19 protein-coding genes are annotated in these 22418 nt (G+C 41.9%); 16 read left to right on the top strand and 3 right to left on the bottom strand.

Going from position 1 to position 22418, the window contains the following annotated elements; genetic code table 11:
* The first annotated feature begins 88 nt into the window (after window positions 1-88).
* The 16 genes from nirD (at window position 89) to MST16_RS08060 (ending at window position 19884) form a co-directional block, all read left to right on the top strand.
* On the top strand, window positions 89-1699 hold the full coding sequence (gene nirD, locus MST16_RS07985; protein ID WP_180011185.1) for a nitrite reductase small subunit NirD: 1611 nt from the start codon (window positions 89-91) through the stop codon (window positions 1697-1699).
* A 226-nt stretch (window positions 1700-1925) separates the two neighbouring features.
* Window positions 1926-4718, top strand: a complete 2793-nt coding sequence (locus MST16_RS07990) for a nitrate reductase (protein WP_180092313.1) — start codon at window positions 1926-1928, stop codon at window positions 4716-4718.
* A complete protein-coding gene (locus tag MST16_RS07995) occupies window positions 4718-5341 on the top strand; it encodes a molybdenum cofactor guanylyltransferase (RefSeq protein WP_373683052.1) in 624 nt (207 codons plus the stop codon). The genes MST16_RS07990 and MST16_RS07995 overlap by 1 nt, the downstream gene beginning before the upstream one ends.
* 356 nt (window positions 5342-5697) lie before the next feature.
* Window positions 5698-6735: a GTP 3',8-cyclase MoaA gene (gene moaA / locus MST16_RS08000; RefSeq protein ID WP_180011189.1), complete on the top strand. Its 1038-nt coding sequence runs from the start codon at window positions 5698-5700 to the stop codon at window positions 6733-6735.
* A gap of 2 nt (window positions 6736-6737) precedes the next feature.
* Window positions 6738-6989, top strand: coding sequence for a MoaD/ThiS family protein (locus MST16_RS08005; protein ID WP_180011191.1), 252 nt, complete (start codon window positions 6738-6740; stop codon window positions 6987-6989).
* A gap of 2 nt (window positions 6990-6991) precedes the next feature.
* A complete protein-coding gene (locus MST16_RS08010) occupies window positions 6992-7555 on the top strand; it encodes a molybdenum cofactor biosynthesis protein MoaE (RefSeq protein WP_180004420.1) in 564 nt (187 codons plus the stop codon).
* A gap of 60 nt (window positions 7556-7615) precedes the next feature.
* A complete protein-coding gene (gene moaCB, locus MST16_RS08015; protein ID WP_168377472.1) occupies window positions 7616-8539 on the top strand; it encodes a bifunctional molybdenum cofactor biosynthesis protein MoaC/MoaB in 924 nt (307 codons plus the stop codon).
* Entirely contained in the window at window positions 8536-9786 is a 1251-nt protein-coding gene (locus MST16_RS08020) for a molybdopterin molybdotransferase MoeA (protein ID WP_180011192.1), read from the top strand. The genes moaCB and MST16_RS08020 overlap by 4 nt, the downstream gene beginning before the upstream one ends.
* Window positions 9787-9795: 9 nt before the next feature.
* On the top strand, window positions 9796-10557 hold the full coding sequence (modA, locus tag MST16_RS08025; protein WP_180011194.1) for a molybdate ABC transporter substrate-binding protein: 762 nt from the start codon (window positions 9796-9798) through the stop codon (window positions 10555-10557).
* Between the two features lie 3 nt (window positions 10558-10560).
* Window positions 10561-11259, top strand: coding sequence for a molybdate ABC transporter permease subunit (gene modB / locus MST16_RS08030; protein WP_180011196.1), 699 nt, complete (start codon window positions 10561-10563; stop codon window positions 11257-11259).
* The gene (locus tag MST16_RS08035; protein ID WP_180011198.1) at window positions 11246-11884 is read left to right on the top strand and encodes an ATP-binding cassette domain-containing protein; all 639 of its coding nucleotides are present in this window, start codon (window positions 11246-11248) and stop codon (window positions 11882-11884) included. Before modB ends, MST16_RS08035 begins: the two co-directional genes overlap by 14 nt.
* Before the next feature lie 213 nt (window positions 11885-12097).
* Window positions 12098-13501, top strand: coding sequence for an amino acid permease (locus MST16_RS08040; protein WP_180008163.1), 1404 nt, complete (start codon window positions 12098-12100; stop codon window positions 13499-13501).
* A gap of 241 nt (window positions 13502-13742) precedes the next feature.
* On the top strand, window positions 13743-14129 hold the full coding sequence (locus MST16_RS08045; RefSeq protein WP_180011225.1) for a cation efflux protein, CzcI-like: 387 nt from the start codon (window positions 13743-13745) through the stop codon (window positions 14127-14129).
* Between the two features lie 47 nt (window positions 14130-14176).
* Window positions 14177-15499: a TolC family protein gene (locus MST16_RS08050; protein ID WP_180011200.1), complete on the top strand. Its 1323-nt coding sequence runs from the start codon at window positions 14177-14179 to the stop codon at window positions 15497-15499.
* Window positions 15500-15512: 13 nt separating this feature from the next.
* Window positions 15513-16739: an efflux RND transporter periplasmic adaptor subunit gene (locus MST16_RS08055; RefSeq protein ID WP_180092316.1), complete on the top strand. Its 1227-nt coding sequence runs from the start codon at window positions 15513-15515 to the stop codon at window positions 16737-16739.
* The gene (locus MST16_RS08060) at window positions 16729-19884 is read left to right on the top strand and encodes an efflux RND transporter permease subunit (protein ID WP_180011204.1); all 3156 of its coding nucleotides are present in this window, start codon (window positions 16729-16731) and stop codon (window positions 19882-19884) included. The genes MST16_RS08055 and MST16_RS08060 overlap by 11 nt, the downstream gene beginning before the upstream one ends.
* 114 nt (window positions 19885-19998) lie before the next feature.
* On the opposite strand, the gene MST16_RS08065 is transcribed toward MST16_RS08060, so the two are convergent.
* From MST16_RS08065 to MST16_RS08075, 3 genes are all read right to left on the bottom strand, one after another.
* Window positions 19999-20697, bottom strand: coding sequence for a DUF1826 domain-containing protein (locus MST16_RS08065; RefSeq protein WP_180011206.1), 699 nt, complete (start codon window positions 20695-20697; stop codon window positions 19999-20001).
* Between the two features lie 128 nt (window positions 20698-20825).
* Window positions 20826-21062 (bottom strand): VF530 family DNA-binding protein, encoded by a 237-nt coding sequence (locus MST16_RS08070; RefSeq protein WP_078193741.1) that lies wholly within the window; start codon window positions 21060-21062, stop codon window positions 20826-20828.
* Window positions 21063-21516: 454 nt separating this feature from the next.
* Complete coding sequence (locus tag MST16_RS08075) at window positions 21517-22347, bottom strand: MetQ/NlpA family ABC transporter substrate-binding protein (protein WP_180011207.1); 831 nt, start codon at window positions 22345-22347, stop codon at window positions 21517-21519.
* Window positions 22348-22418: the final 71 nt, after the last annotated feature.

The following is a 22418-nucleotide window of genomic DNA, read 5'->3' on the forward strand; positions in this document are numbered from 1 at the left end:
TTATTTGATTTACATCCTTATTCGGTTTCTCGCTAAGGCGAAAATGAAAAGATAGTGATCTAAAAGAAGTTTAAAAAGGATCAAGAATATGACAATTTTAAAAGAAATGAATGATTTAGACTGGTTTGATGTTTGTGCATTAGATGATATTACGCCAAATACAGGTGTGGGCGCACTGATTGAAAATCAGCAAATTGCGATATTCCGTGTCGGTGAAGAAAAGCGGGTTTATGCACTGAGCAATCAAGATCCGTTTAGTCAAGCCTATGTTATGTCCCGCGGTATTATTGGTGACTTGCAGGGTGAGCGTGTTGTGGCATCACCCATTTATAAACAGCATTTCAGCCTTGCTACTGGACGCTGCTTAGAAGATAAAGACCAAAAACTCTTGGTTTTTCCAAGCAAAATTGAAAATGGCCGTGTGCTGATTAGTCCAACTGCTCAAAAAACCTATATTACCAATAACGCGCCATCGTCTGAGTTGATGAAACTTGTTTTGGTCGGCAATGGCTTAGCAGGTATGCGTTGCTTAGAAGATCTGCTGGATATGGCCCCAGAGCGTTATGAAATTACGGTCATTGGTGAAGAACCTTGGGGTAATTACAACCGAATTATGCTTTCACCTGTGCTTTCAGGTGATAAAACCATTGAAGATATCATGCTGCATTCACATGCTTGGTATAAAGACAAAAATATCCGTTTTGTAGCAGGTGATGCGGCGGTACGCATAGACCGTCCGCGTAAGCAGGTATACACAGAAAAAGGCTTGGTCATCGATTATGACCGTCTGATTTTAGCGACAGGTTCTAAGCCGTTTATTCCGCCAATACCGGGAACTGACTTAAAAGGTGTTCTCAGCTTCCGTGATATTTATGATGTAAACCGCATGCTGGATTACTGTAAATCTAAGCAAAATGCAGTGGTGATTGGCGGCGGTTTACTTGGCCTAGAGGCTGCGTATGGCCTGAAACAGCGTGGCATGAATGTCACAGTACTGCATTTGATGGATCGTATTATGGACCGTCAGTTAGATGAAAAAGCCAGCTTAATGCTCAATCATGCGATTGAACAAAAAGGTATAAAAATCATGACCGCAGCAAATACCCAAGAGTTGATTGGGCAAGATGGTCATGTGACACAATTACGTTTGCAGGATGGCACGGTATTAGCTGCAGATCTTGTCGTGTTTGCAGTCGGTATTCGCCCAAATATTGCATTGGCACAAAGTGCAGGACTGCGCTGCGGCCGCGGTGTGATGGTGAATGGCACCATGCAAACCTTTGACCCGAGTATTTATGCGGTGGGTGAATGTATTGAACACCGAAGCCAAACTTTCGGTTTAGTTGAACCGCTTTGGGGACAGGCATTCATTTGTGCATCGCATTTGGCCGAACATGGCAGCTTAACCTTTAAAGCGCCTACGGTTCCGACACAGTTAAAAGTCAGCGGCTGTGATGTTTTTTCTGCAGGCAATTTTGAACCGTTAGAAGATTTTGAAGATATTATTTTGAATGATGAAAAGCGTCAGATTTATAAACGCATTATTATTCAAAAAGATAGAGTGATTGGCGCTGTGCTGTTTGGCGATACTGAAGACGGTGCATGGTATGCAGAATTGATTTCAGATCAAACTCCAATTTCAAGCATCCGAAACAAATTGCTGTTTGGTAAGGATTTTGCATTAAAGAAAGCAGGGTAATGCGTCTTTAATTTTGAAAGTCCCTTCTCCCACTGGGAGAAGGTTAGGATGAGGGGGCTTTTCATATAAATCCTCTCCCACTTGCGGAACTATGTTCCTCATCCTTTAAAAGGAGAGGGAACTTCCTATATGAATTAAGTGTTGATTAAAAATCTACTTATGCAAGTAGTCTAATATTAAAAATTATTGCAATACCTCGTTAGAATTGGAAAAGGAGCCAGCAGAAGTGAATAGCATCCCAATAGTGGAACTGCATAGCTCCACAGAAAATAAAATTAAAACAACGCAAACCACTTGTCCATATTGCGGTGTCGGCTGCGGCGTGAGCGCAACAGTTGAACAGACAGCTTTAGGGCAAAAAGTCAGTGTGACTGGCGATATGAACCATCCATCAAACTATGGCAAGCTGTGCATTAAAGGCAGTAACTTAGCCGATACGATTGGATTAGAAACACGTGTCTTACAGCCAATGCTTGGGCGTCAAACATCGCCATTCCATACTCGTCAGGCTACAGATTGGAACACGGCAACAGCACTGATTGCCGAAAAATTTCAGCAATGTATAGATCTTTACGGACGTGAAAGCATCGCTTTTTATGTGTCGGGCCAACTGCTGACGGAGGATTACTATGCCGTTAACAAATTTGTCAAAGGCTATTTAGGTACGGCAAATATTGACACCAATTCACGGCTTTGCATGTCATCGGCTGTGGCGGCACATAAGCGTGCATTTGGTGAAGACCTTGTACCAGCAAGCTATGAAGACTTTGAGCATACAGATATGGTGGTGCTGGTCGGATCCAATACAGTATGGTGCCATCCCGTGCTGTATCAGCGCATTATGAAAGCCAAAGAAGAACGTGATTTGTTCGTGGTGGTCATTGATCCGCGCTTTACCAGTACCTGTGAGGCTGCAGATTTGCATTTGCCGATTTTACCGGGGCAAGATGTCGCACTGTTCAACGGTTTGCTGCAGTATTTAGTACAAAATAATCATAGTGATGTAGATTTTATCACCAAACATACTCAAGGTTTGGCGCAAGCGCTGGAGCAAAGTAAAACAGAAGCTTCTATGACAGCAGTTGCTGAGCGTACAGGTATTTCTTTAGAAAAATTACAGCTATTTTTTGAAAAATTTGCGCAAACTGACAAAGTTATGTCGCTATTTTCGATGGGGGTTAATCAGTCTTCGCGCGGTGTAGACAAAGCCAACAGTATTATTAACTGCCATTTGCTGACTGGCAAAATCGGAAAATTAGGTGCAGCGCCTTTTTCTATGACAGGTCAGCCCAATGCAATGGGTGGCCGCGAGGTTGGCGGCTTAGCCAATATGCTGGCTGCGCACTTAGATGTCGATAACACGGCGCATCAGGCATTAGTACAAGCGTTTTGGCAAAGTCCATTTATTGCCAATAAAGCGGGATTAAAAGCAGTTGATCTGTTTCGGGCTGTAGAAAGCGGGAAAATCAAAGCCATTTGGATTATGGCGACAAATCCTGTTGTGAGCTTGCCAGATGCAGATCAAGTCAAACGTGCCTTAGAGCAATGCGAGTTTGTAGTGGTGTCGGATATTTGCAAAGACACAGACACAGCAATATATGCAGATGTGCTTTTACCTGCATTGGGCTGGGGTGAAAAAGACGGAACCGTGACCAATTCTGAACGCCGTATTTCACGTCAAACTGCATTTTTAGATGCGCCGGGTGAATCCAGAGCAGACTGGTGGTCTATTGCACAAGTTGCGAAAAAGATGGGTTATAGCGGTTTTGACTACAGCAGCAGCTATGACATATTTATTGAACATGCAAAATTATCTGCTTATCAAAATGCGCCTTTAGATCAACGTGATACAACTGAGTCTTTCCGCTACTTTAACTTGCAGGGTTTAAGTAAGTTATCTGCACAAGATTATGATGAATTAAAGCCTGTGCAATGGCCAGTTTGGCGGTTAGATCAGTGCGCTGATGCAGTCAGCCGTTTGTTTGCAGCAGGCCAATTCAGTCATGCCGATGCCAAAGCTAAGTTTGTAGCAACAACCGCTATTGACCCTTTGAACAAGATTTGCGGCGAATATCCGCTGGTTTTAAATACTGGCCGTATCCGTGATCAATGGCACACCATGAGCCGTACAGGTTTATCTGCAAATTTGAGTACGCATATCGCTGAGCCATTTTGTGAAATACACCCGCAAGATGCACTGAAATTTGGTGTCAAAGATGGTGAACTGGTTGAGGTGAAATCACAGTGGGGCTTATGTATTTTACGTGCACAGGTCAGCAGTAAAATTCGACGCGGTCAAATCTTTGCGCCAATTCATTGGAATGATCAGGTAGCGTCCGATGCTAGAATTGGTAAAGTGGTTAACCCTGTGGTTGATGCGCTTTCAGGCGAACCTGAGTTTAAACACACACCTGTATTTGTACAGCCGTTTTATACACAGTGGCAAGGTGTACTGTATGTACGTGACGGCTTTGAGCAAATGGTGCAAAACACCATTCAAAACACGGTGTGGTGGACCAAAATTAAAACAGCGAAAGCGACGCGTTTTGAGTTGGCCGATCGTAAAAAATTTAGAAACACGGTTCAGCAGCTGAAAACATTACTGCCATTTACCGATGAAAGCTTTGAATGGCTGAATTTGGAAGATCAAACTGCCGATTTGAGTCATACCGTGGTGCTGCAAGATGGGCATTTAATTGCCAGTCTATATATTGCGCAACGCTCTATGCTGCCAGACCGTGATTGGATTGCTGGCATGTTTAAGCGTGAACGACTCAGCGCAATGCACCGCAAAGCGCTGCTTGCAGGTCAGCCGATGAACATGACCAACAGTGCAGGTCCGCTGGTGTGCAGCTGCTTTAAAGTCGGTAAAAATACCATTATCGAAACCATTAAAGAAAAGAATATTAGCCATGAAAAACAAGTTACTGCATGTTTAAAGGCCGGCGGCAATTGCGGTTCGTGCTTATCAGAAATTCGAGGCTTAATTAAAGCCTGTCAGACGGAGTACGCAGAATGATGAAGAAAATCACCAAATCAGTAGGCTATCCAGAAACAGACTTGGTCATTTTGGCGGGCGGTCAAGCCCGCAGAATGAACGGTATAAATAAAGTTTTACAAAAATTTGATGATGAAATTCAGCTTATTAAGATTCATCAGTGTTTAAAATCACGGGCTGCAAATGTCTGGATTAACAGCCATCGTGACCATTCAATCTATGAATGCATGATTCCTTCAATAAAGCTGTATAAAGATGATGAAGCGGGGTTTTTAGGGCCGTTGATGGGCATGAAAAGCGCGTGGTCACATGTACAGTCGGATTATGTTTTGTTTGTCCCGTGCGATGTGACCTATATCCCGAAGAAAGTGCTTTCGAGACTGCATCAGGCCATGCAGCGGGATCCATTGTGTGAAGTGGCAGTTGTGGAAATTAATGGCAAAGCGCTGTATCCATTTTGTTTGCTGAAACGAAGCAGTCTCACAATGCTGCAAGCCCATCTTGATCAAAAACAGCGCAGTTTGAAGGGGTGTTTCAGTCAAATGCACATGCAGGTTGCACGTTTTCAAAATAATGCACTCTTTTTTCACAGTATTAACTCTTTAGATGAGCTGCAGCAGCACCGTCAGCTGAATTTTCTCTGAAAGCTGTACCTTTTGCGGAGCTTTCATTTTAAATGATGAGCCTAATGTGCTGTTTTTGAACCCAGAGAGAAAATTTACAGCCAATATGAAGCTTTTGAGCATGATATATAGCGATAAAACAGACTGCTTTTATACCTTTGATAATGGGCTTAACGGCAATTTATATTTTTAATTGCTATTGGTTGTTTGTAAGTTGTTGATTTTGTATGTCAAAAAAATAAACCAAATCCTCTGAAATAAATATTTAAAAAAGCGCAAAGTTGGAACACTTATTGCAATTTTTACTGCAAGAAAAGAAGGCGCAAAATTTGTACTGAGCTAAGACAGGGCAAATGACAGCGTCATGGAAGAAAAACATGAACAGCATGACACAATTACAGCCAGTGACCATTTTTAAAGATCAGTTTGGCCGTGAAAAACGCAAGTTGCGCATTTCAGTGACAGACCGCTGTAATTTTAAATGTGTCTATTGCATGCCTGAGCATCCTGAGTGGATGAAAAAGCATAATCTTCTTAGTTTTGAATCCCTTTACAATTTTTGTGAGTTTATGGTGCTGCGCGGGATTGATCAGATCCGGATCACGGGCGGCGAACCTCTCATACGTCAAGGCGTTGTGCATTTTATTGAACAGCTGCAACAGCTGAGAAAGCTAGGCCTTAAACGTATATCCATGACCACCAATGGACATTATCTGAAACAATATGCACAGGCCCTAAAACAAGCTGGCTTAGATGGCATAAATATCAGTTTAGACAGTTTGGATGAAGCGCAATTTTTTCAGCTGACGCAAAAACAATTACAGCCAGTATTAGAAGGGATTGAAGCGGCTCAGCAAGCGGGCTTTGAAATAAAAATCAATACCGTGTTAATGAAAGGTCTAAATGAACAGCAAATCATTGCATTAACAAAATGGGCGCTGCAACAAGGTTTCGAACTGCGGTTTATCGAGTTTATGCCGCTGGATGGTGATCAAAACTGGTCTAAAGCTGCGGTCGTTACCGAACAAGACATACTGGATAAACTCAAGACTGTTTTTGACGTGCAAACATTGCACGGTCAAGGTGCGTCACCAGCCAGATCTTACTTAATCAACGGCTTGCCTATAGGTATTATTTCAACCATCAGCAATTCTTTTTGCGGCAGCTGCGACCGTCTAAGACTGAATGCGCAAGGCGAGTTTTTTAACTGCCTGTTTGCCCGAAAAGGTTTAAATCTCAGTCATGAAATTCAGCAGCTGAAAAGCAGTAAAACAACAGAGTTAATGCCGCTCGATGCAATGGCTTTGCAGCAAAAATTAGGCGGTTACATTTGGCAGAAGGAACAAGGCTTTCATGCCATAACTACCCAATCCAGCCCATCTAGAAAAATCAGCATGCATATGATTGGAGGTTAAAGATGACTCATATCACCATCAAAATAGAATCTTTTGGCGCTATTGAACGCCTGCTGCCAGAGAATTTGAGTCTGACTTGCTTCGCACAGCAGTCGATTGCAGAGGTTTTGCAGCAAGTTACAGATCAATTTCCGGAGTCGTTCAGCATGCTTGAACGCTGCGCCTGCGCTATGGGAGAAGACATTGTGCCAAGGCAAACCGCATTGATGCAGGACAGTACCGTTGTGCTGTTGTCACCTGTGGCGGGAGGCTGAATATGGAGCTCAAGCATATTTCACGCATACAAGACACGGTATTCAGCCAAGCTGATTTTGACAGCATTGAGGCATTTCCTGAATGCGGCGGTATAGGTGTATTTATTGGCGCGGTTCGTAATCACCATGAAGGCAAAGCGGTAAAAGCCCTGAAATATACAGCTTATGCGCCTGTGGCTGAGAAAATGATCCGACAAATTGAACAGGAAATTCAAGCCAAATACGACGTGTCATATGTACGGGTTGTGCATCGTATTGGCAGTTTAGATATTGGTGATACTGCAATTATTGCTATGGCTTATGCACCGCACCGCCGTGAAGCTTTTGCAGCCTGCGAAGAAGCGGTTGAACGTGTAAAGCATGAAGTGCCTGTTTGGAAAGAAGAGTTTTATATGGATGGCAGCAGTCAATATGTAGAGGGCTGCTGTATTCGTAAGGATCACGCGCCTGAAGTGGCAGATCACGAAACGAAGCATGCTCATGTTCATAGCGAGTCATGCGAACATTCACATCAAAATAGCCAGACCATGCATTTGAACGCCAATATTTACCAATGGCATTTATAAAACCCAAAATTCAATATTTTCAATATTACAGCTGAAAATGAACAAAATAAGGATAAAGCAATGAAAAATGTGGGCATGAAAGCGGAAAGTTACCGTACAGCCATTGCAACTGGAATACTGCATGCACCGCCACATTGCATTGAACTGCTGCGTAATGGCAATACAGAAAAAGGCGATGCGCTGAAAACTGCACGTATTGCGGGTATTTTAGGGGCTAAACGTACCGATGAACTGATTCCGCTCTGTCATCCGCTGCCAATCTACCGTGCAGATGTTGAATATGAATTGTTTGAGGCGCATGTTGAAATTAGCGCAGTGGTTGAAACCATTGGCCCAACGGGTGTGGAAATGGAAGCTTTAACTGCTGTCAGCCTTGCGGGTTTAACGCTGTATGACATGCTTAAACCGCACTGTGAACCAGAGGATTTGTGCCTAGATCAGGTAAAACTGCAAAAGAAAAAAGGTGGTAAATCACATTTTACCCGTGTATTGAAAGAAAGCTTATCGGCGTCGATTATTGTGCTTTCAGATACAGTTGCTGTCGGTAAAAAACCAGATACTGCGGGGCAAAATGTCCTCGAAATTTTAGAAGAAGCAAACTTCAGCAACATCAGCTATCAAGTGATACCAGACAGTCCTGAACAGCTTCTTACCTTGATTGAGCAACAGAAAAATCAATACCCGCTGATATTGACGGTTGGCGGTACGGGTTTAGGGCCAAAAGATTTAACTGTAGAAACGATACAGCCGCTGTTAAAACGTGAAATTCCGGGTTTGATGGAGGCTTCACGCAGTTTTGGTCAAAAACGCACGCCTTATGCTGCGCTTAGCCGTGGTGTTGCGGGCTATATAGATAACAGCCTTGTCATTACATTGCCGGGCAGCAGACAAGGCGCAAAAGAATCACTTATTGCCATTTTACCTGCCTTGGTACATCTATTTGATGTGCAGAAGAATATTCCGCATGTAGGAGGCTATCAATGAACCAAGCTGTATTGCATACAGGCTGCGGTGCTGAGGCTGGACTGATTTCAGTTGACGAGGCTCTTGCGCTGATTCAGACACATACGCAAAGTTTGGCACATGAAACTTTGGAACTTCAACACGCTTTAGGCCGTTATTTGGCGGCAGATGTGCATTCACAAATTCAGCTGCCCTTATTTGCTCAAAGCGCTGTAGACGGCTATGCCATTTGCGCGGCGGGTGAAATTAAAGCAGGTACGCAATTTGAGCTCATTGGAGAAATCCGCGCAGGGCAAACGGCTGAAACTATTTTAAAAGCAGGCCAAGCTGTCCGTATATTTACTGGCGCGCCGATTCCTGAAGGCACGACTACAGTAGCGCGGCAAGAAATTGTGAAAGCGGATGCACAGCAAATTGAATTGACTTCAGTTTTAAATAAGCATGCGGATATTCGTGATGCAGGTGAGGAATTCTCAGTCGGACAATGTTTGGCTGTCCGTGGTCAAAAGCTAACGTTTGGGGCAATTGCAGCACTGAGCATGGCAGGTATTTCTCATTGTGAGGTCTACGCTTACCCTAAAGTTGCGGTGGTCATTACAGGTGATGAAGTTGCACAAAATATAGAAGATTATCGTGCAGGTAAAATATTTGATGCCAATGCGCCGCTGATTTTAGTATGGTTTCAGTCGCAGCACGTCCAAGTTGAAGTGATTCATATTGCAGATGAAAAACAGGCGGTTTTAGATTTATTCAACCGTTTAAAAGACAGCTTTGATTTAATTTTAACGACTGGCGGCGTATCTGTCGGTGATTATGATTTTGTTCGGCCGGCAGCCTTGGACATCGGTTTTCAGCAAATTTTCTGGAAAGTGAAACAAAAACCCGGCAAACCGATGTTGTTTGCACAATATCGACGTCCTGACAGCAGTTCCTGTTATTTACTCGGACTGCCGGGCAACCCCGCTGCAGTCTATGTCGGCATGCAAATTTATACAGATAGATTATTGAAAGCCCTACAAGGTCAAACACCTGCGCTGGACTGGTTCAGCGCAGTCATGACACATGACCTAAAAGCAGATGCACGTGAGCGGTTTTTAAGAATGTCGGCGCACTTTGATAAGCAAGGCAAGCTTCAACTAACCAGCCTGTCTAAACAGCAGTCGCATATGTTGAGCAATTTAATGCAAGCCAATTGCATTGTTCGGATTCCTGCAGGGCAGTCTGTGCAAGCAGGACAAATTCTTCAAGGCGTATTTATTCAGCATTAGGAGTTTGCTATGCATTTCAAATACATCTTAGCAGTAGGACTGAGCTTCATTGCTGGCGCATCTCAGGCGGAAATAGTCAAAATTTATGCTGCAGCCAGTTTAAGCAATGCTATCAGCGATATTGCAAAGCAATATCAGGCACAGAATCCAGACATCAAAATTGTACCGGTATTTGGCGCGTCATCTGCTTTAGCCAAACAGATTGAAGCCGGTGCGCCAAGTGATTTGTATTTTTCAGCAGATGTGGACTGGATGAATTATTTGGTGCAAAAACAGAAAATACCTGCAAAGCAAGTATTCAACATGCTAAGCAATGATTTGGTGCTGATTACGCCTAAAGCGGTGAATATGCAATTTAAAGCCGTGCCGCAGTTTAGTTTTGCCAAGGCATTCAAAGGTCACTTATGTACAGGGCAAATGGAGTCTGTACCTGCTGGAAAATATGCCAAACAAAGCCTAACCAAGTTGGGCTGGCTATCAAGTTTGAATGGAAGGATTGTCGGGACAGATGATGTACGATCGGCTTTGGCTTTTGTCGAACGAGGTGAGTGCCAAGCGGGGATTGTTTATCGTACCGATGCGATGATCAGTTCTAAAGTTAAAATAGCCGGGATTTTTCCAAACCATACCCATCAACCCATCATTTACCCATTGGCTTTAACACAGCAAGGCGCAGCTAAACCTGAGGCCGTGAAGTTTTATCGTTATCTTAAAGACCATGCGCAAAGCAAAATGCTGTTTAAGAATTATGGCTTTGGTGTGAAGGGCTAAAGCATGCTAAGCCCTGAAGAGTGGAGCGCCTTGTATCTGTCGGCTAAGGTTGCCATTTGCGCCACTGTATTTTGCTTACCATTTGCTATAGGGCTGGCATGGGTTTTGGCGCGCTATGAGTTTCATTTAAAATTTTTGGTCGAAGCACTTTTACAAATGCCAATGGTGCTGCCGCCGGTGGTTCTAGGATATTTGCTATTGGTGCTGTTTGGTTCAAATGGCTGGATCGGCAAGATGCTAATTGAATGGGGAATTCAGCTGGTTTTTAATTGGAAAGGCGCCGTTTTAGCATCGATGATTGTGTCATTTCCGCTGATTGTGCAGCCGATCCGTTTGTCTTTTCAAATGATCAATCAACATCTTGAGCAGGTTGCAGGCTCACTAGGCGCACATCCTTTACGGGTATTTGTCTCAATCAGCCTGCCGCTGGCTTTACCAGGGATTTTAATTGGCAGCATTTTAGGCTTTAGCCGAAGTCTAGGTGAGTTTGGCGCAACCATTACCTTTGTCGGCAATATTCCAGATGAAACCCGAACCATTCCTATCGCCATTTATTCGCTGATACAGCAGCCAAATGGTGAAGAGGCCGCAATGCGTTTAGTGATCCTTTCATTGCTGGCGGCTTTTGGCGCATTGATTGCCAATTATTATATTTTACAGCGCTATCAGCGAAAACTCGGAGCCGACCATGCTTCAGTGTGATTTTCAGTTTCAATACACCGATTTTAAGTTGCAGGCTCGGCTGCAGATGCAGGATCAGCTGCTGGGCATTATGGGGCCATCAGGTAGTGGGAAATCTACGCTGCTGAAAAATTTGGTTGGTTTGCTGCAGCCGCAGCAAGGGTTTATTTCGCTGAATCAGTGTGAATTGTTTGATGCCGCACAGCAAATTAGCGTGCCGATGCATAAACGCCATATAGCGCTGATTTTTCAAAAGGCATGGCTTTTTCCGCATATGAATGTGCAGCAAAATCTGCAATATGCGGAGAACTTAGGCGCTCAGGAAAATGCACAATTTCAGTTTCAGCAAGTAGCGGATCTGCTTGAGTTGAAGCCACTGCTCAAACGGCGGGCACATGAACTATCTGGCGGAGAGGCGCAGCGTGTTTCCATAGGCCGGGCATTGCTGTCACAGCCTGATCTGCTGCTGTTAGATGAACCGCTGACAGGACTTGACCGCAGGCTGAAAGATCAAATATTGCCATTTTTAAACACGGTGAAAGAACAGTCGGCGCTGCCGATGATATATGTTACGCATCATGGCGATGAGTTAGATTATTTAAAAGCCCATATTTTGTATCTAGAAAATGGTCAAATAAGTTTTTAAATAAATATAAATTATATAAGTAATAACAGTGAATTAGATGAAAAAATGGCAATAAGATGCATCTTAAAGTTTTGATTAGAACTATGAAAAACTCATTTTCTAGATTAAATTGTTACAAAACAAGGGAGAACACAGCGTTTTCCCTTTTTTATTCCTAATGATCTTGGAAATAATGATTTGTACGACTGAACGTACAGACAGGGAATCTAATCGATGCATGATGATAGCTTAGCCACACATAATTCAACTGCAAAACTGGGTGCAGGGCTATCTAATCGGCATATTACAATGATCAGTATCGGTGGTGTAATTGGTGCTGGACTGTTTGTTGGGTCATCTGCTGCGATTGCAAAAGCTGGGCCTGCCGCTGTTCTTGCTTATATTATTACCAGTATATTGGTTTTTTTAGTCATGCGAATGTTGGGGGAGATGGCAGTAGCTCAACCTGACACAGGCTCATTTTCAACCTATGCGAGAAAAGCCATAGGGCCATGGGCTGGCTTTACTATCGGATGGTTATATTGGTGGTTTTGGGTTTTAGTTATTCCTATTGAAGCAATTGCCGGTGCAGAAATTTTGCATGCATGGTTTCCATCAATATCCAGTGCTGTATTTGCAACATTCTTCATTGTGCTTCTCAGTTTAGCCAACTTTTTTAGTACTCGAAGTTTTGGTGAGTTTGAATTTTGGTTTTCTCTGATAAAAGTCTTGGCTATTGTGATTTTTATCGCCATTGGACTCACCGCAATATTTGGATTTTGGCCCTTAGCACCTGACGTGAGTGGTGTAGAAAATCTGTTCAAAAATGATGGATTTATGCCAAATGGCCTGGGTGGTGTACTTTCAGCAATATTGATTTCAGCATTTTCATTCTTTGGTGTAGAAATACTATCGATCGCTGCAGCAGAATCAAAAGATCCTGAACAAAAAATTAAACGCGCAACCAATTTAGTATTGTATCGGGTCATCTTATTTTTTGTGGTTTCAATTTTTATAACGGTTGCACTGGTAGATTGGCGTTCACCGCAATTACAACAATTAGGCACCTTCCAATATGTCTTGGTCAGTTTAAATGTCCCTCAATCAAAATTGATTATTGATAGTGTAGTCTTTATTGCGGTTGCAAGTTGTATGAATGCCGCACTTTATAGTTCATCAAGGATGCTATTTTCATTGGGGACACGCAAAGAAGCACCTCAATGGGTCACATCTATTAATGCCTCTGGTGTACCTGCTATTGCTGTATTTGCATCGTCTGTAGTGGGCTTAATTTGCTGTGCAGTCAATTATTTATTTCCAGGCCAAGTATTCGGATTTTTACTTTCAACCACAGGTTCAATTGCCTTATTGGTTTATTTAGTGATTGCATTTTCACAGCTTAGATTGAGAACACAAATCGAAAAAAATGGAACTGAGGTTGCGTTTAAAATGTGGCTATTTCCATGGCTCACATGGGCAGTCATTTTGGTGATCTTAAGTGTGCTGATCTATATGTTTTTATCTCCAGCCTACAGTTATGAGACTTCATTGTCCTTAGGTGTCACGACATTGGTGGTTCTCTGCGGCTTAGTTGTGACAAGAAAAGCCAAGTTGAAGAATGATTCCGAACTGAATTAAAAATAAAGGTATCGCTGATAAAAATTGTAATCATGAACCAATGGATTGTCTTTAGAATGTGCCGTGTCAGGGGATTAAAGCGAATGCCTTACGTTATATCTCTATGGCAATCCATTTTTTAAGACAAATTCAAAGATTCACTTGACCTTCGACCAACTCCAAGCTTTATAATCATTAAAATTTTCTTGATTGATGCAATATGCGTTCTGCGACATGGATAACAGTCTTAGTTGGATTGTTCATGTTCCAAAGCCTTTGGAACGTGGCAGCCGCTTTCTGTGTGCATGAAGAGCAAACTCAAGTTGTTCAAAGCTATCATTTTGGTCATCATCAAAATACCTTATGCGTCAGCAGTGAAACCAATCCACAGCATTCGTTGCATCAAGCATCTGAATCAAGTAATAAACCAGTCAAAAATATCGCTAACGATCTGCAACTCGGTGAAGATCATCAAGACCATTTGCCGTCTATGACGCATTTGATTGTGCAAAATCAACAATCGATTCTTTTTATTGCACATCAGGCCTTTGAATATTCGCCAAAATTTGTTTGGAAGAATCTTTATCAAGCCCCTGATTTATTACTGCAAACACCTCCTCCTGTTTATGCCCCGCTAATGGCGGGGTAGCCTAAAAAAATCCCGCCACTTTTATTAATAAATGAGTGGGAAAAATCATGTCTTTATATTTTACGGCGTTTATACGTCTAGGCTTAGCTGTCGGTATTTCGACGGCCTTACAAAGTACTTTTGCGGAAAATGTCAGTAGTTTTGAATCTGCATTTGCCAAAGTACAAAACTACCAAGCCCAAACTGATATTTGGCAACAACAACAGCAAATCTCTGATTTTAATCTGCGTCAAAGCAAGCTATGGCAAAACCCAAGTCTATCGATTGAACAAAATGGTTTTGGTAAAAATCAAGATCAAGAGCTCAGTATCGCAATCAGCCAGCCACTGGATGTATTCGGTCAGCGTAAAATCAATCAAGCACTCGCGAGTACCTCAGCACAGCAAATTCAGTTGCAACAGCAGATTTGGAACGCGCAAAGTCAGCTGATTGTGAAGTATGCATGGTCACAGCTAGCCATCGCTCAAAATGAGCAATCGATTTACGCTACACAGCTCAAACTCAGTAAATCTAATTTGGACAGTGCGCAAAAACGTTATCAGGCAGGCAGTATCGCTTTGGTGGATGTGGAGCGCGCTCAAATTGAAGCATTGGAAATACAACGTCTATACCAACAGGCGTTTTTAAAACAGCAAACTGTGGCGCGTCAGCTTTCTAATTTATGGGGGGAAACCACGTCGCAAATCGGACTGAATAACAGCGTTACACCTTGGCCTGAACAGAGCCAAAGTTTAGTTGAACGTAATTTATCGGAAGGTTGGCTACAAAAATTGTATGCCTTGAATGTTCAGCAGGCAAATCAGCAAATTGAACATTTAAAAGTACAGGCACGTCCAAACCCAACCCTAAATATGGGCATGTCACGTACCAAGTCTCCAACAGATACCAATGATACGGTCTTGGTACTTGGTGTGGATATTCCGCTAAATATTTTTAACCGCCAGCAATATGCCATTCCAATGGCGCAAAAACAGCAAATTTTATTAAATCATCAGCAACAGCGCGAGTTAAAACAGCAAGTTTTGGACATCGCCAACAGCATTCACCAGCTTAAAGGTCTACGTACGCAGTTTGATGCCACAGGCAGTCAGATTGGCTTGGCTGAAAAGGTTCAAAACCGAACTTTGCAAGGTTTTCAGGCAGGGAAATTTGCCATTACAGATGTACAGCAAACCACAAAACAACTCCAAGACCTTCGACTTAGCCAAATACAAATTTTGGCACAGGCTTGGCAGAGCGCACTCAGTGCTGAAGCTTTAAGTATTGGCACTAGTTATGAAGAAATCAGCCGTTCAGATGCTTATAGCCAACTCAATAAAAAAGCCATTGAGGCATCCCAAAATCTCATCAACAGCGCATCAGCACAATAAGGCAGTTAATCACATGAAAATTAAACAAGATGGAAAAATTTCACAGCCTTTGATGATTGCAGTTTTGATTGGCCTAACGCTGATGCTGTGTACTGCTATTTGGTTAAGTACAAATAAATCCGATGCGGATAAAACTGAGTCGGAAGGTGAAAATAGCGAAGCCAAAAAGAGTGATACTGAAGCAGAACATGCAGAAGAAGGTGAACTGCAACTCACCGCTCAGCAAATGGTGGAACAAGGAATTAAAATGTCGACTGCGGAAAATGGTCTGGTCGAAAATATTATTCAATTGCCGGGTAAATTAGCCGTTAATACAGATCAGCAGGCACATATTTCCCCAAACTTCAGCGGTCATGTCGAGCAAGTCAGTGTAGCACTCGGTCAAACTGTACAAAAAGGGCAAACTTTAGCTGTGCTGTCAGTACCTGAATTGATTGATCAGCAAGCCAATTTAAGTATGGCTGAAGCCAATTTAGATTTAGCCCGTCAAGAATATCAGCGTGAGCAAAAGCTATGGTCTCAAGGGATTTCTGCCAAACAGGACTTTCAGCGTGCTGAAAATGCCTATCGTCAGGCTCAAATTAGCGTACAGTCGACACAATCGCGCTTGCAAGCTTTGGGCGCGAATAGCGGTCAAAACGGACGATTTATCATTCGTGCGCCTATTGCAGGTGTAATCAGTCAAAAAGATATTGTTGTAGGTGAAAATGTGCAATTGGCAGATCAATTGTTCACCATTGAACAGCTAAAAGATTTGTGGCTAGAATTTAACTTAGCTCATCAATATTCCGCACAATTACAAAAGGGTCAAAACGTCTCTTTCAAAATTAATGGCTCAGATCAGCTCTATAGCGCAGAGATACAAAGCCTGACATCACAGGCAGATGTGCAAACTGGACGCTTGGTGGTACGCGCCAAATTAAAACAACAATCTGCTGAGCTTCGCCCGAATGTGATGGTCAATGTGCTATTGGCAGATTCAGGTACTAAAAATGTATTACGGGTGCAAAAGTCCGCCGTGCAAAGCATAGAGGGTAAAGACAGTATTTTTATTGTTGAATCTGAACAAAAAGGTCAAGTGCATTTAAAAGCGCAAGCGCTAAAACTTGGACAAGCATCCAGTGATGGGCAATGGCTAGAAGTGATTTCGGGTCTTGATGCAGGGCAAAAGTATATTTCCCAAGGCAGTTTTTTACTGAAATCGGAACTGGAAAAAGACGAGGCTGGCCATGAACACTAATTCAGAGAATCCGAACACAAATTTACCAAAGCCAGAAGGTCTATTCGAACGCATTATTCAGTTTTCAATTCAAAATGCAATTTGGGTGATGCTGTTTGTCTGCACATGGATTGCCGTCGGGATTTACAGTTATCAAAAACTGCCGATTGATGCAGTACCTGATATTACCAACACCCAAGTGCAAATTAATACGCAGGCCAATGGCTTTACAGCGTTAGAAGTTGAACAGCGGATTACTTATCCGATTGAAAATGCAATGGCAGGTATTCCAGATTTGGAGCTGACCCGCTCAATTTCACGTTATGGCCTGTCACAAGTCACCATTGTATTTAAAGATGGTACGGATATTTACTGGGCACGTCAGCAAATTAATCAGCGGGTACAGGAAGTTCAGTCGACATTGCCTGCTCAGGTTTCTCCGACGATGTCGCCCGTTTCGACAGGTTTGGGTGAAATTTATCAATGGGTGCTTAAAGCTGAACCCAATGCCAAAAAAGCAGATGGCACGGCATATAGCGCGATGGATTTGCGTGAAATTCAAGATTGGATTGTGCGTCCGCAATTACAGCGTGTACAAGGTGTTGCCGAGGTCAATAGCATTGGTGGCTTTAATAAAACCTACGTGGTTTCACCTGATTTAAACCGTATGCAACAGCTGAATCTGTCATTAGAACAATTACAGCAAGCGCTTACGGAAAATAATGAAAACCGTGGTGCAGGTTTTATTGAAGAAAATGGTCAGCAGTTAACAGTTCGAGTGCCGGGAACCTTAAACACCATTTCAGATATTGAAAACACCATGATTGACAGCCCTAATGGCAGTCCAATTCGGGTGGGTGATATTGCACAAGTATCGATAGGGCATGATTTGCGAACAGGTGGTGCAACCTATAACGGCGAAGAAACGGTTTTAGGTATTGCCATGATGGCCATGGGACAAAATAGCCGAACTGTCTCGAAAGCTGTAGATGTCAAAATTAAAGACATTCAATCCAGCTTACCCAAAGGCGTGATCATTGAAACAGTTTATGACCGTACCACATTGGTGGAAAAAGCCATTAAAACCGTTCAAAAGAACTTGGTTGAAGGCGCAATTCTAGTCATCATCATTTTATTTATCTTTTTAGGTAATATCCGTGCCGCCTTAATTACTGCCTGCGTTATTCCACTATCCATGCTGTTTACCTTAACCGGCATGGCACAAAAGAATATCAGCGCGAACCTAATGAGCTTAGGCGCATTGGATTTCGGGATTATTGTTGATGGTGCAGTGGTGATTGTTGAAAACTGTATACGACGTTTAGCCCATGCACAGCAAATTTTGAAACGTCCATTAACGCAAAATGAACGCTTTAAAGAAGTCTTTTTGGCTGCACGTCAGGCGCGCCGTCCGCTGATATTCGGTCAGTTAATTATTTTAGTGGTTTATTTGCCAATTTTTGCTTTAAGTGGTGTAGAAGCAAAAATGTTCCATCCGATGGCATTAACTGTGGTATTGGCACTTGTGGCGGCGATCATTCTGTCTATTACATTTGTACCTGCTGCTGTAGCGCTTTGGGTGAAAGGTGAAATTAAAGAAACAGAAAGCCGTTGGATGAATTGGCTGAAAAAGCAGTATCTTCAAATTTTAAATAAAGCCTTTCATTACAAGGCTGTAGTGATGACTTTTGCACTGTGTTTACTGCTCATTACTGGGCTTTTAAGCACCAAAATTGGCAGTGAGTTTGCACCACAGCTGAGTGAAGGTGATTTTGCAGTTCAACTGATGCGCTCTCCTAGCACTGGTTTAGAAGAATCATTAAGAATGCAGGAAAACGCTGAGAAACTGCTGTTGAAAAAATTCCCAGAGATTCAGGCTGTATTTGCTCGTACAGGTACGGCAGAAGTAGCAACCGATGTAATGCCTCCGAACATTTCCGATGGTTATATCATGCTCAAACCACGTAATGAATGGCCAAACCCTAAAGAAAGTGTGGATGAACTGCGTGGCCGTATGGTGGCTTATGTGGCTACAATTCCAGGTAATAACAGTGAGTTTTCCCAACCTATTGAACTGCGCTTTAATGAGTTGATCTCAGGTGTGCGTAGTGATGTGGGCGTCAAAATATTTGGCGATGATATGCAAGTGCTCAACACAGAAGCCACTAAGATCGCCAAAATTATGCAGCAAGTTGCGGGGAGCAGCGCCGTAAAAGTTGAACAAACTTCAGGTTTACCTTTATTAAATATTGAAATAGATAAGGCTTTGGCTGCGCAATATGGTTTAAACGTTAAATCTATACAGGATACTGTGGCAGCCAGTGTCGGTGGACAAAGTGTAGGGGAGATTTTAGAAGGTGATCGCCGTTTTGATTTTGTTATTCGTTTAAATGATCAAGATCGTAATGTAAGTACAATTTCACAACTACCGTTAAAGTTGCCAAATGGTGGCAGTATTGTACTCTCAAATGTTGCCACAGTGTCTAATGTAGATGGGATCAATCAAGTCAGCCGTGAGAATGGTAAACGCCGTATTGTAGTGACTGCCAATGTTGAGGGCCGTGATTTAGGTTCTTTTGTGGCGGGTATGCAGACTCAGCTGAAACAATATGCATTACCAAGCGGTTATTGGATTGAATATGGCGGTCAATTTGAAAACCTTGCATCTGCCAAAGCAAGAATGCAAATTGTCATTCCTTTAGCACTACTGACCATCTTTATTTTATTAATGGCAGTATTTCATAATGTGAAAGAAAGTCTGCTGGTCTTTACTGGCGTACCCTTTGCCTTAACGGGCGGTGTATTGTTTCTTTGGTTAAGAGATATTCCGCTTTCGATGTCTGCAGGGATTGGATTTATTGCACTCTCAGGTGTTGCTGTGCTGAATGGCCTGGTCATGCTGACCTTCATTAAAGAACTGGGGGACAAGTATCCATTGCATGAAGCCGTATGGCAGGGCGCTGTACTTCGATTACGCCCAGTACTCATGACTGCCTGTGTTGCCTCTTTAGGTTTTGTACCAATGGCTTTGGCAACAGGTACAGGTGCGGAAGTGCAACGGCCTTTAGCCACGGTTGTGATCGGCGGTATTCTTTCTTCCACCTTGCTGACCTTGGTGCTATTGCCAGTGCTTTACCGCTGGCTTAATACAGCTCGATCTCAATAATCTAGACTAAGCAATTTTGATTAAAACGATATTGCATTAACCCATACGGTTCATTCATTAGACAGAATGGATCGTATGGACTTACGATTTATCAATATTTAAACACAGCTAAAATCAGCAAATCAGTATAAGCCGATATTCACCTACATTTTCTACAGGTGCGCGGTGTACACAAGGCAAAACTTGCTGTGTAGGATGATCCACCGCTAAACGCCAAAGATGACCATTGCCTAGATTTACAGGCACAGCATTTTCTTTGAGCTGATAATGTAAATCAAAAAAATATTCCGCTAAAAAATCATCAAATTCTGAGGTAGGGCCATCGTACAAATCTTTAAGTTGTTCTCGTATTTTAGGAATTAAGATTCTTTGTGTCACTTGATCATTTGGCACAATATCACTGGAAGCACCATAATATGTACATAAAAAGGTATCGGTAGCGATAGGTGATCGATCGACATGAAAGGAATAAACATCGGTTGAGATGAAATCGAATTCATCATCTCGTTCATAACATTTGAGCAAGTTCAACGAAGGTGATGCACCAAATGCTGTTAATTGTTGCAGATCATTTAAAATAACTTCTCTGGCTAAATGGCCTTGCGATGAAAGTGTTAACTTCATCAGATCATCTATAGAAATTTCGGTTATATTTTCAATCAGTTCGAGTTTTTCGACTATTTCTTTAAAGTCGCCTTGTATGCTGCGTTGCCAGCAAAGCGCATTCATTTGACCTTCGAAATGACGATGAATCAATTCAGAAAATGTAGTGACTACACCAATTTGAGGATGCTGGGAAAAAGTATTGCTCATAATAGGGATCGAATTAAATCTGAGGCGAAAATACTGCGTGCAAGGAATAGCTAGAAGGATTCAGCAGTTTCATTTTATCTTAAAACACAAACTGCTATACAAGATTATTTGAGCGTAGGTATTAATCGTTACGCTTTCTGTTTGGCTTTTTGGCGTAAGACATACAAATATAAGCTTTCTACTTTTTCACGTGCCCAAGGTGTAGTACGTAAGAATCGTAGTGATGATTTAACGCTTGGATCTATGCAAAAACATCTAATTTCAATTTTGCGGCTTAAGCCTTCAAAACCACCGTAGTAATCCAATAATTCATCCAAGATGTCAGCAAGTTTTTTGCCGTGTAAAGGGTCATTGGAGGTGCTCATATTAGATCAATCATATTTTGGGAGACCATTATTATAACCTGAGCGAGTTGAAAAAATGAGAGGGTTTGAATTTAAACATCAGGAACGTCAGATTCGCCAATTGATAAGATTCTGATTTCGGCATAACGTATATTATGTTCATTAGCGTACTCGGCATCGTGAATGATAATTTTACAGATTCACGATGTCGAGCTGTGGCAACGGATGCGTTGTGTAGGCCACAGTCTTGGATATTCTATTTAACTTATGTTCACCTAAAGTCTAGCACATAGAAAAACATCATTTAAACATTAATAAAATCAACAACTTGTCTGTATAGTTTTAATATTTAAATTTTTCCAGTTCATGAACTTGATGAATTCGATGTTTTTTTAGAGTTAAAAATGAAAAATTCCCAAACCTCCACTATGTCAACGTAGAGGTCTGAGACAACCTATAAAGTTATGAAACAGTTTTATCGTTTTGGCCAGGTAACCGTTTCGGCATAATTTTTTAAAACAAATTCACGCGTATCGTCTGCAATAAAAGCATCTTTAACAAGTTGTACTTCAGGTTTTTGAGATGCTTTGCTATTGGATACGAGAACGCTATCGTATTCTTGATTATCTTGTTCAAGATAAATTGAATCACGTTTTGGCAATAAGTCAGCATGAATAGTATATGCACCAGCCATAATTGCTAAATCTGAATCTTTAAAGCTAACTGGTACTAAAGCATGTTCAACTTCTAAAAACTGTAAGTTCTTTGGATTAGCTGTAATATCTTTTAAACTTGTTTTTGCACCAGTATTCGGTTTTAACTCGATCAATTTTGCTCGTGCCAATAGATTTAATGCACGTCCACCATTTGAAGGATCTGATGGAATTACGATTTTAGCCTTATCTGGAAGATCATTGATATTTTTATATTTAGGGGAATATGCCCCGAACATTCCATTAAAAGTAGAGGCAATTGCTATTAAATCCCAATTATTTAATTCTTTTGCTGACTGCATATAATACTTATGCTGAAAATAGTTTAAATCTGCTTCATTTTCTGCCACAGATTTATTTGGAATCAGGCCATCATTAGCATATTTAATTTTCAGTTCAATATTTTGTTTTTTGACTTTATCCCTTACATATTCAGCAACTTGTGGATATGGAGGGTTATCACGTGTAAGTAAGGTAACTACTTTTTTTTCACTACTTTCACTAGAAACTGTTTTTTCCTGTTTAGAGCAGCCTGTTAATCCAAGACCAATTGATGCTGTAAAAACAGCAGTTAATAAAGATTTAAGTTTCATAAATAAATAGCCCCTAAAGCGCTATTAGCGCTACTTTTTAGAATTACATTCAAATATTGAGAATGGTTAAA

This window comes from Acinetobacter sp. YH16040_T (genome assembly GCF_024605785.1).
Taxonomy (GTDB): domain Bacteria; phylum Pseudomonadota; class Gammaproteobacteria; order Pseudomonadales; family Moraxellaceae; genus Acinetobacter; species Acinetobacter amyesii.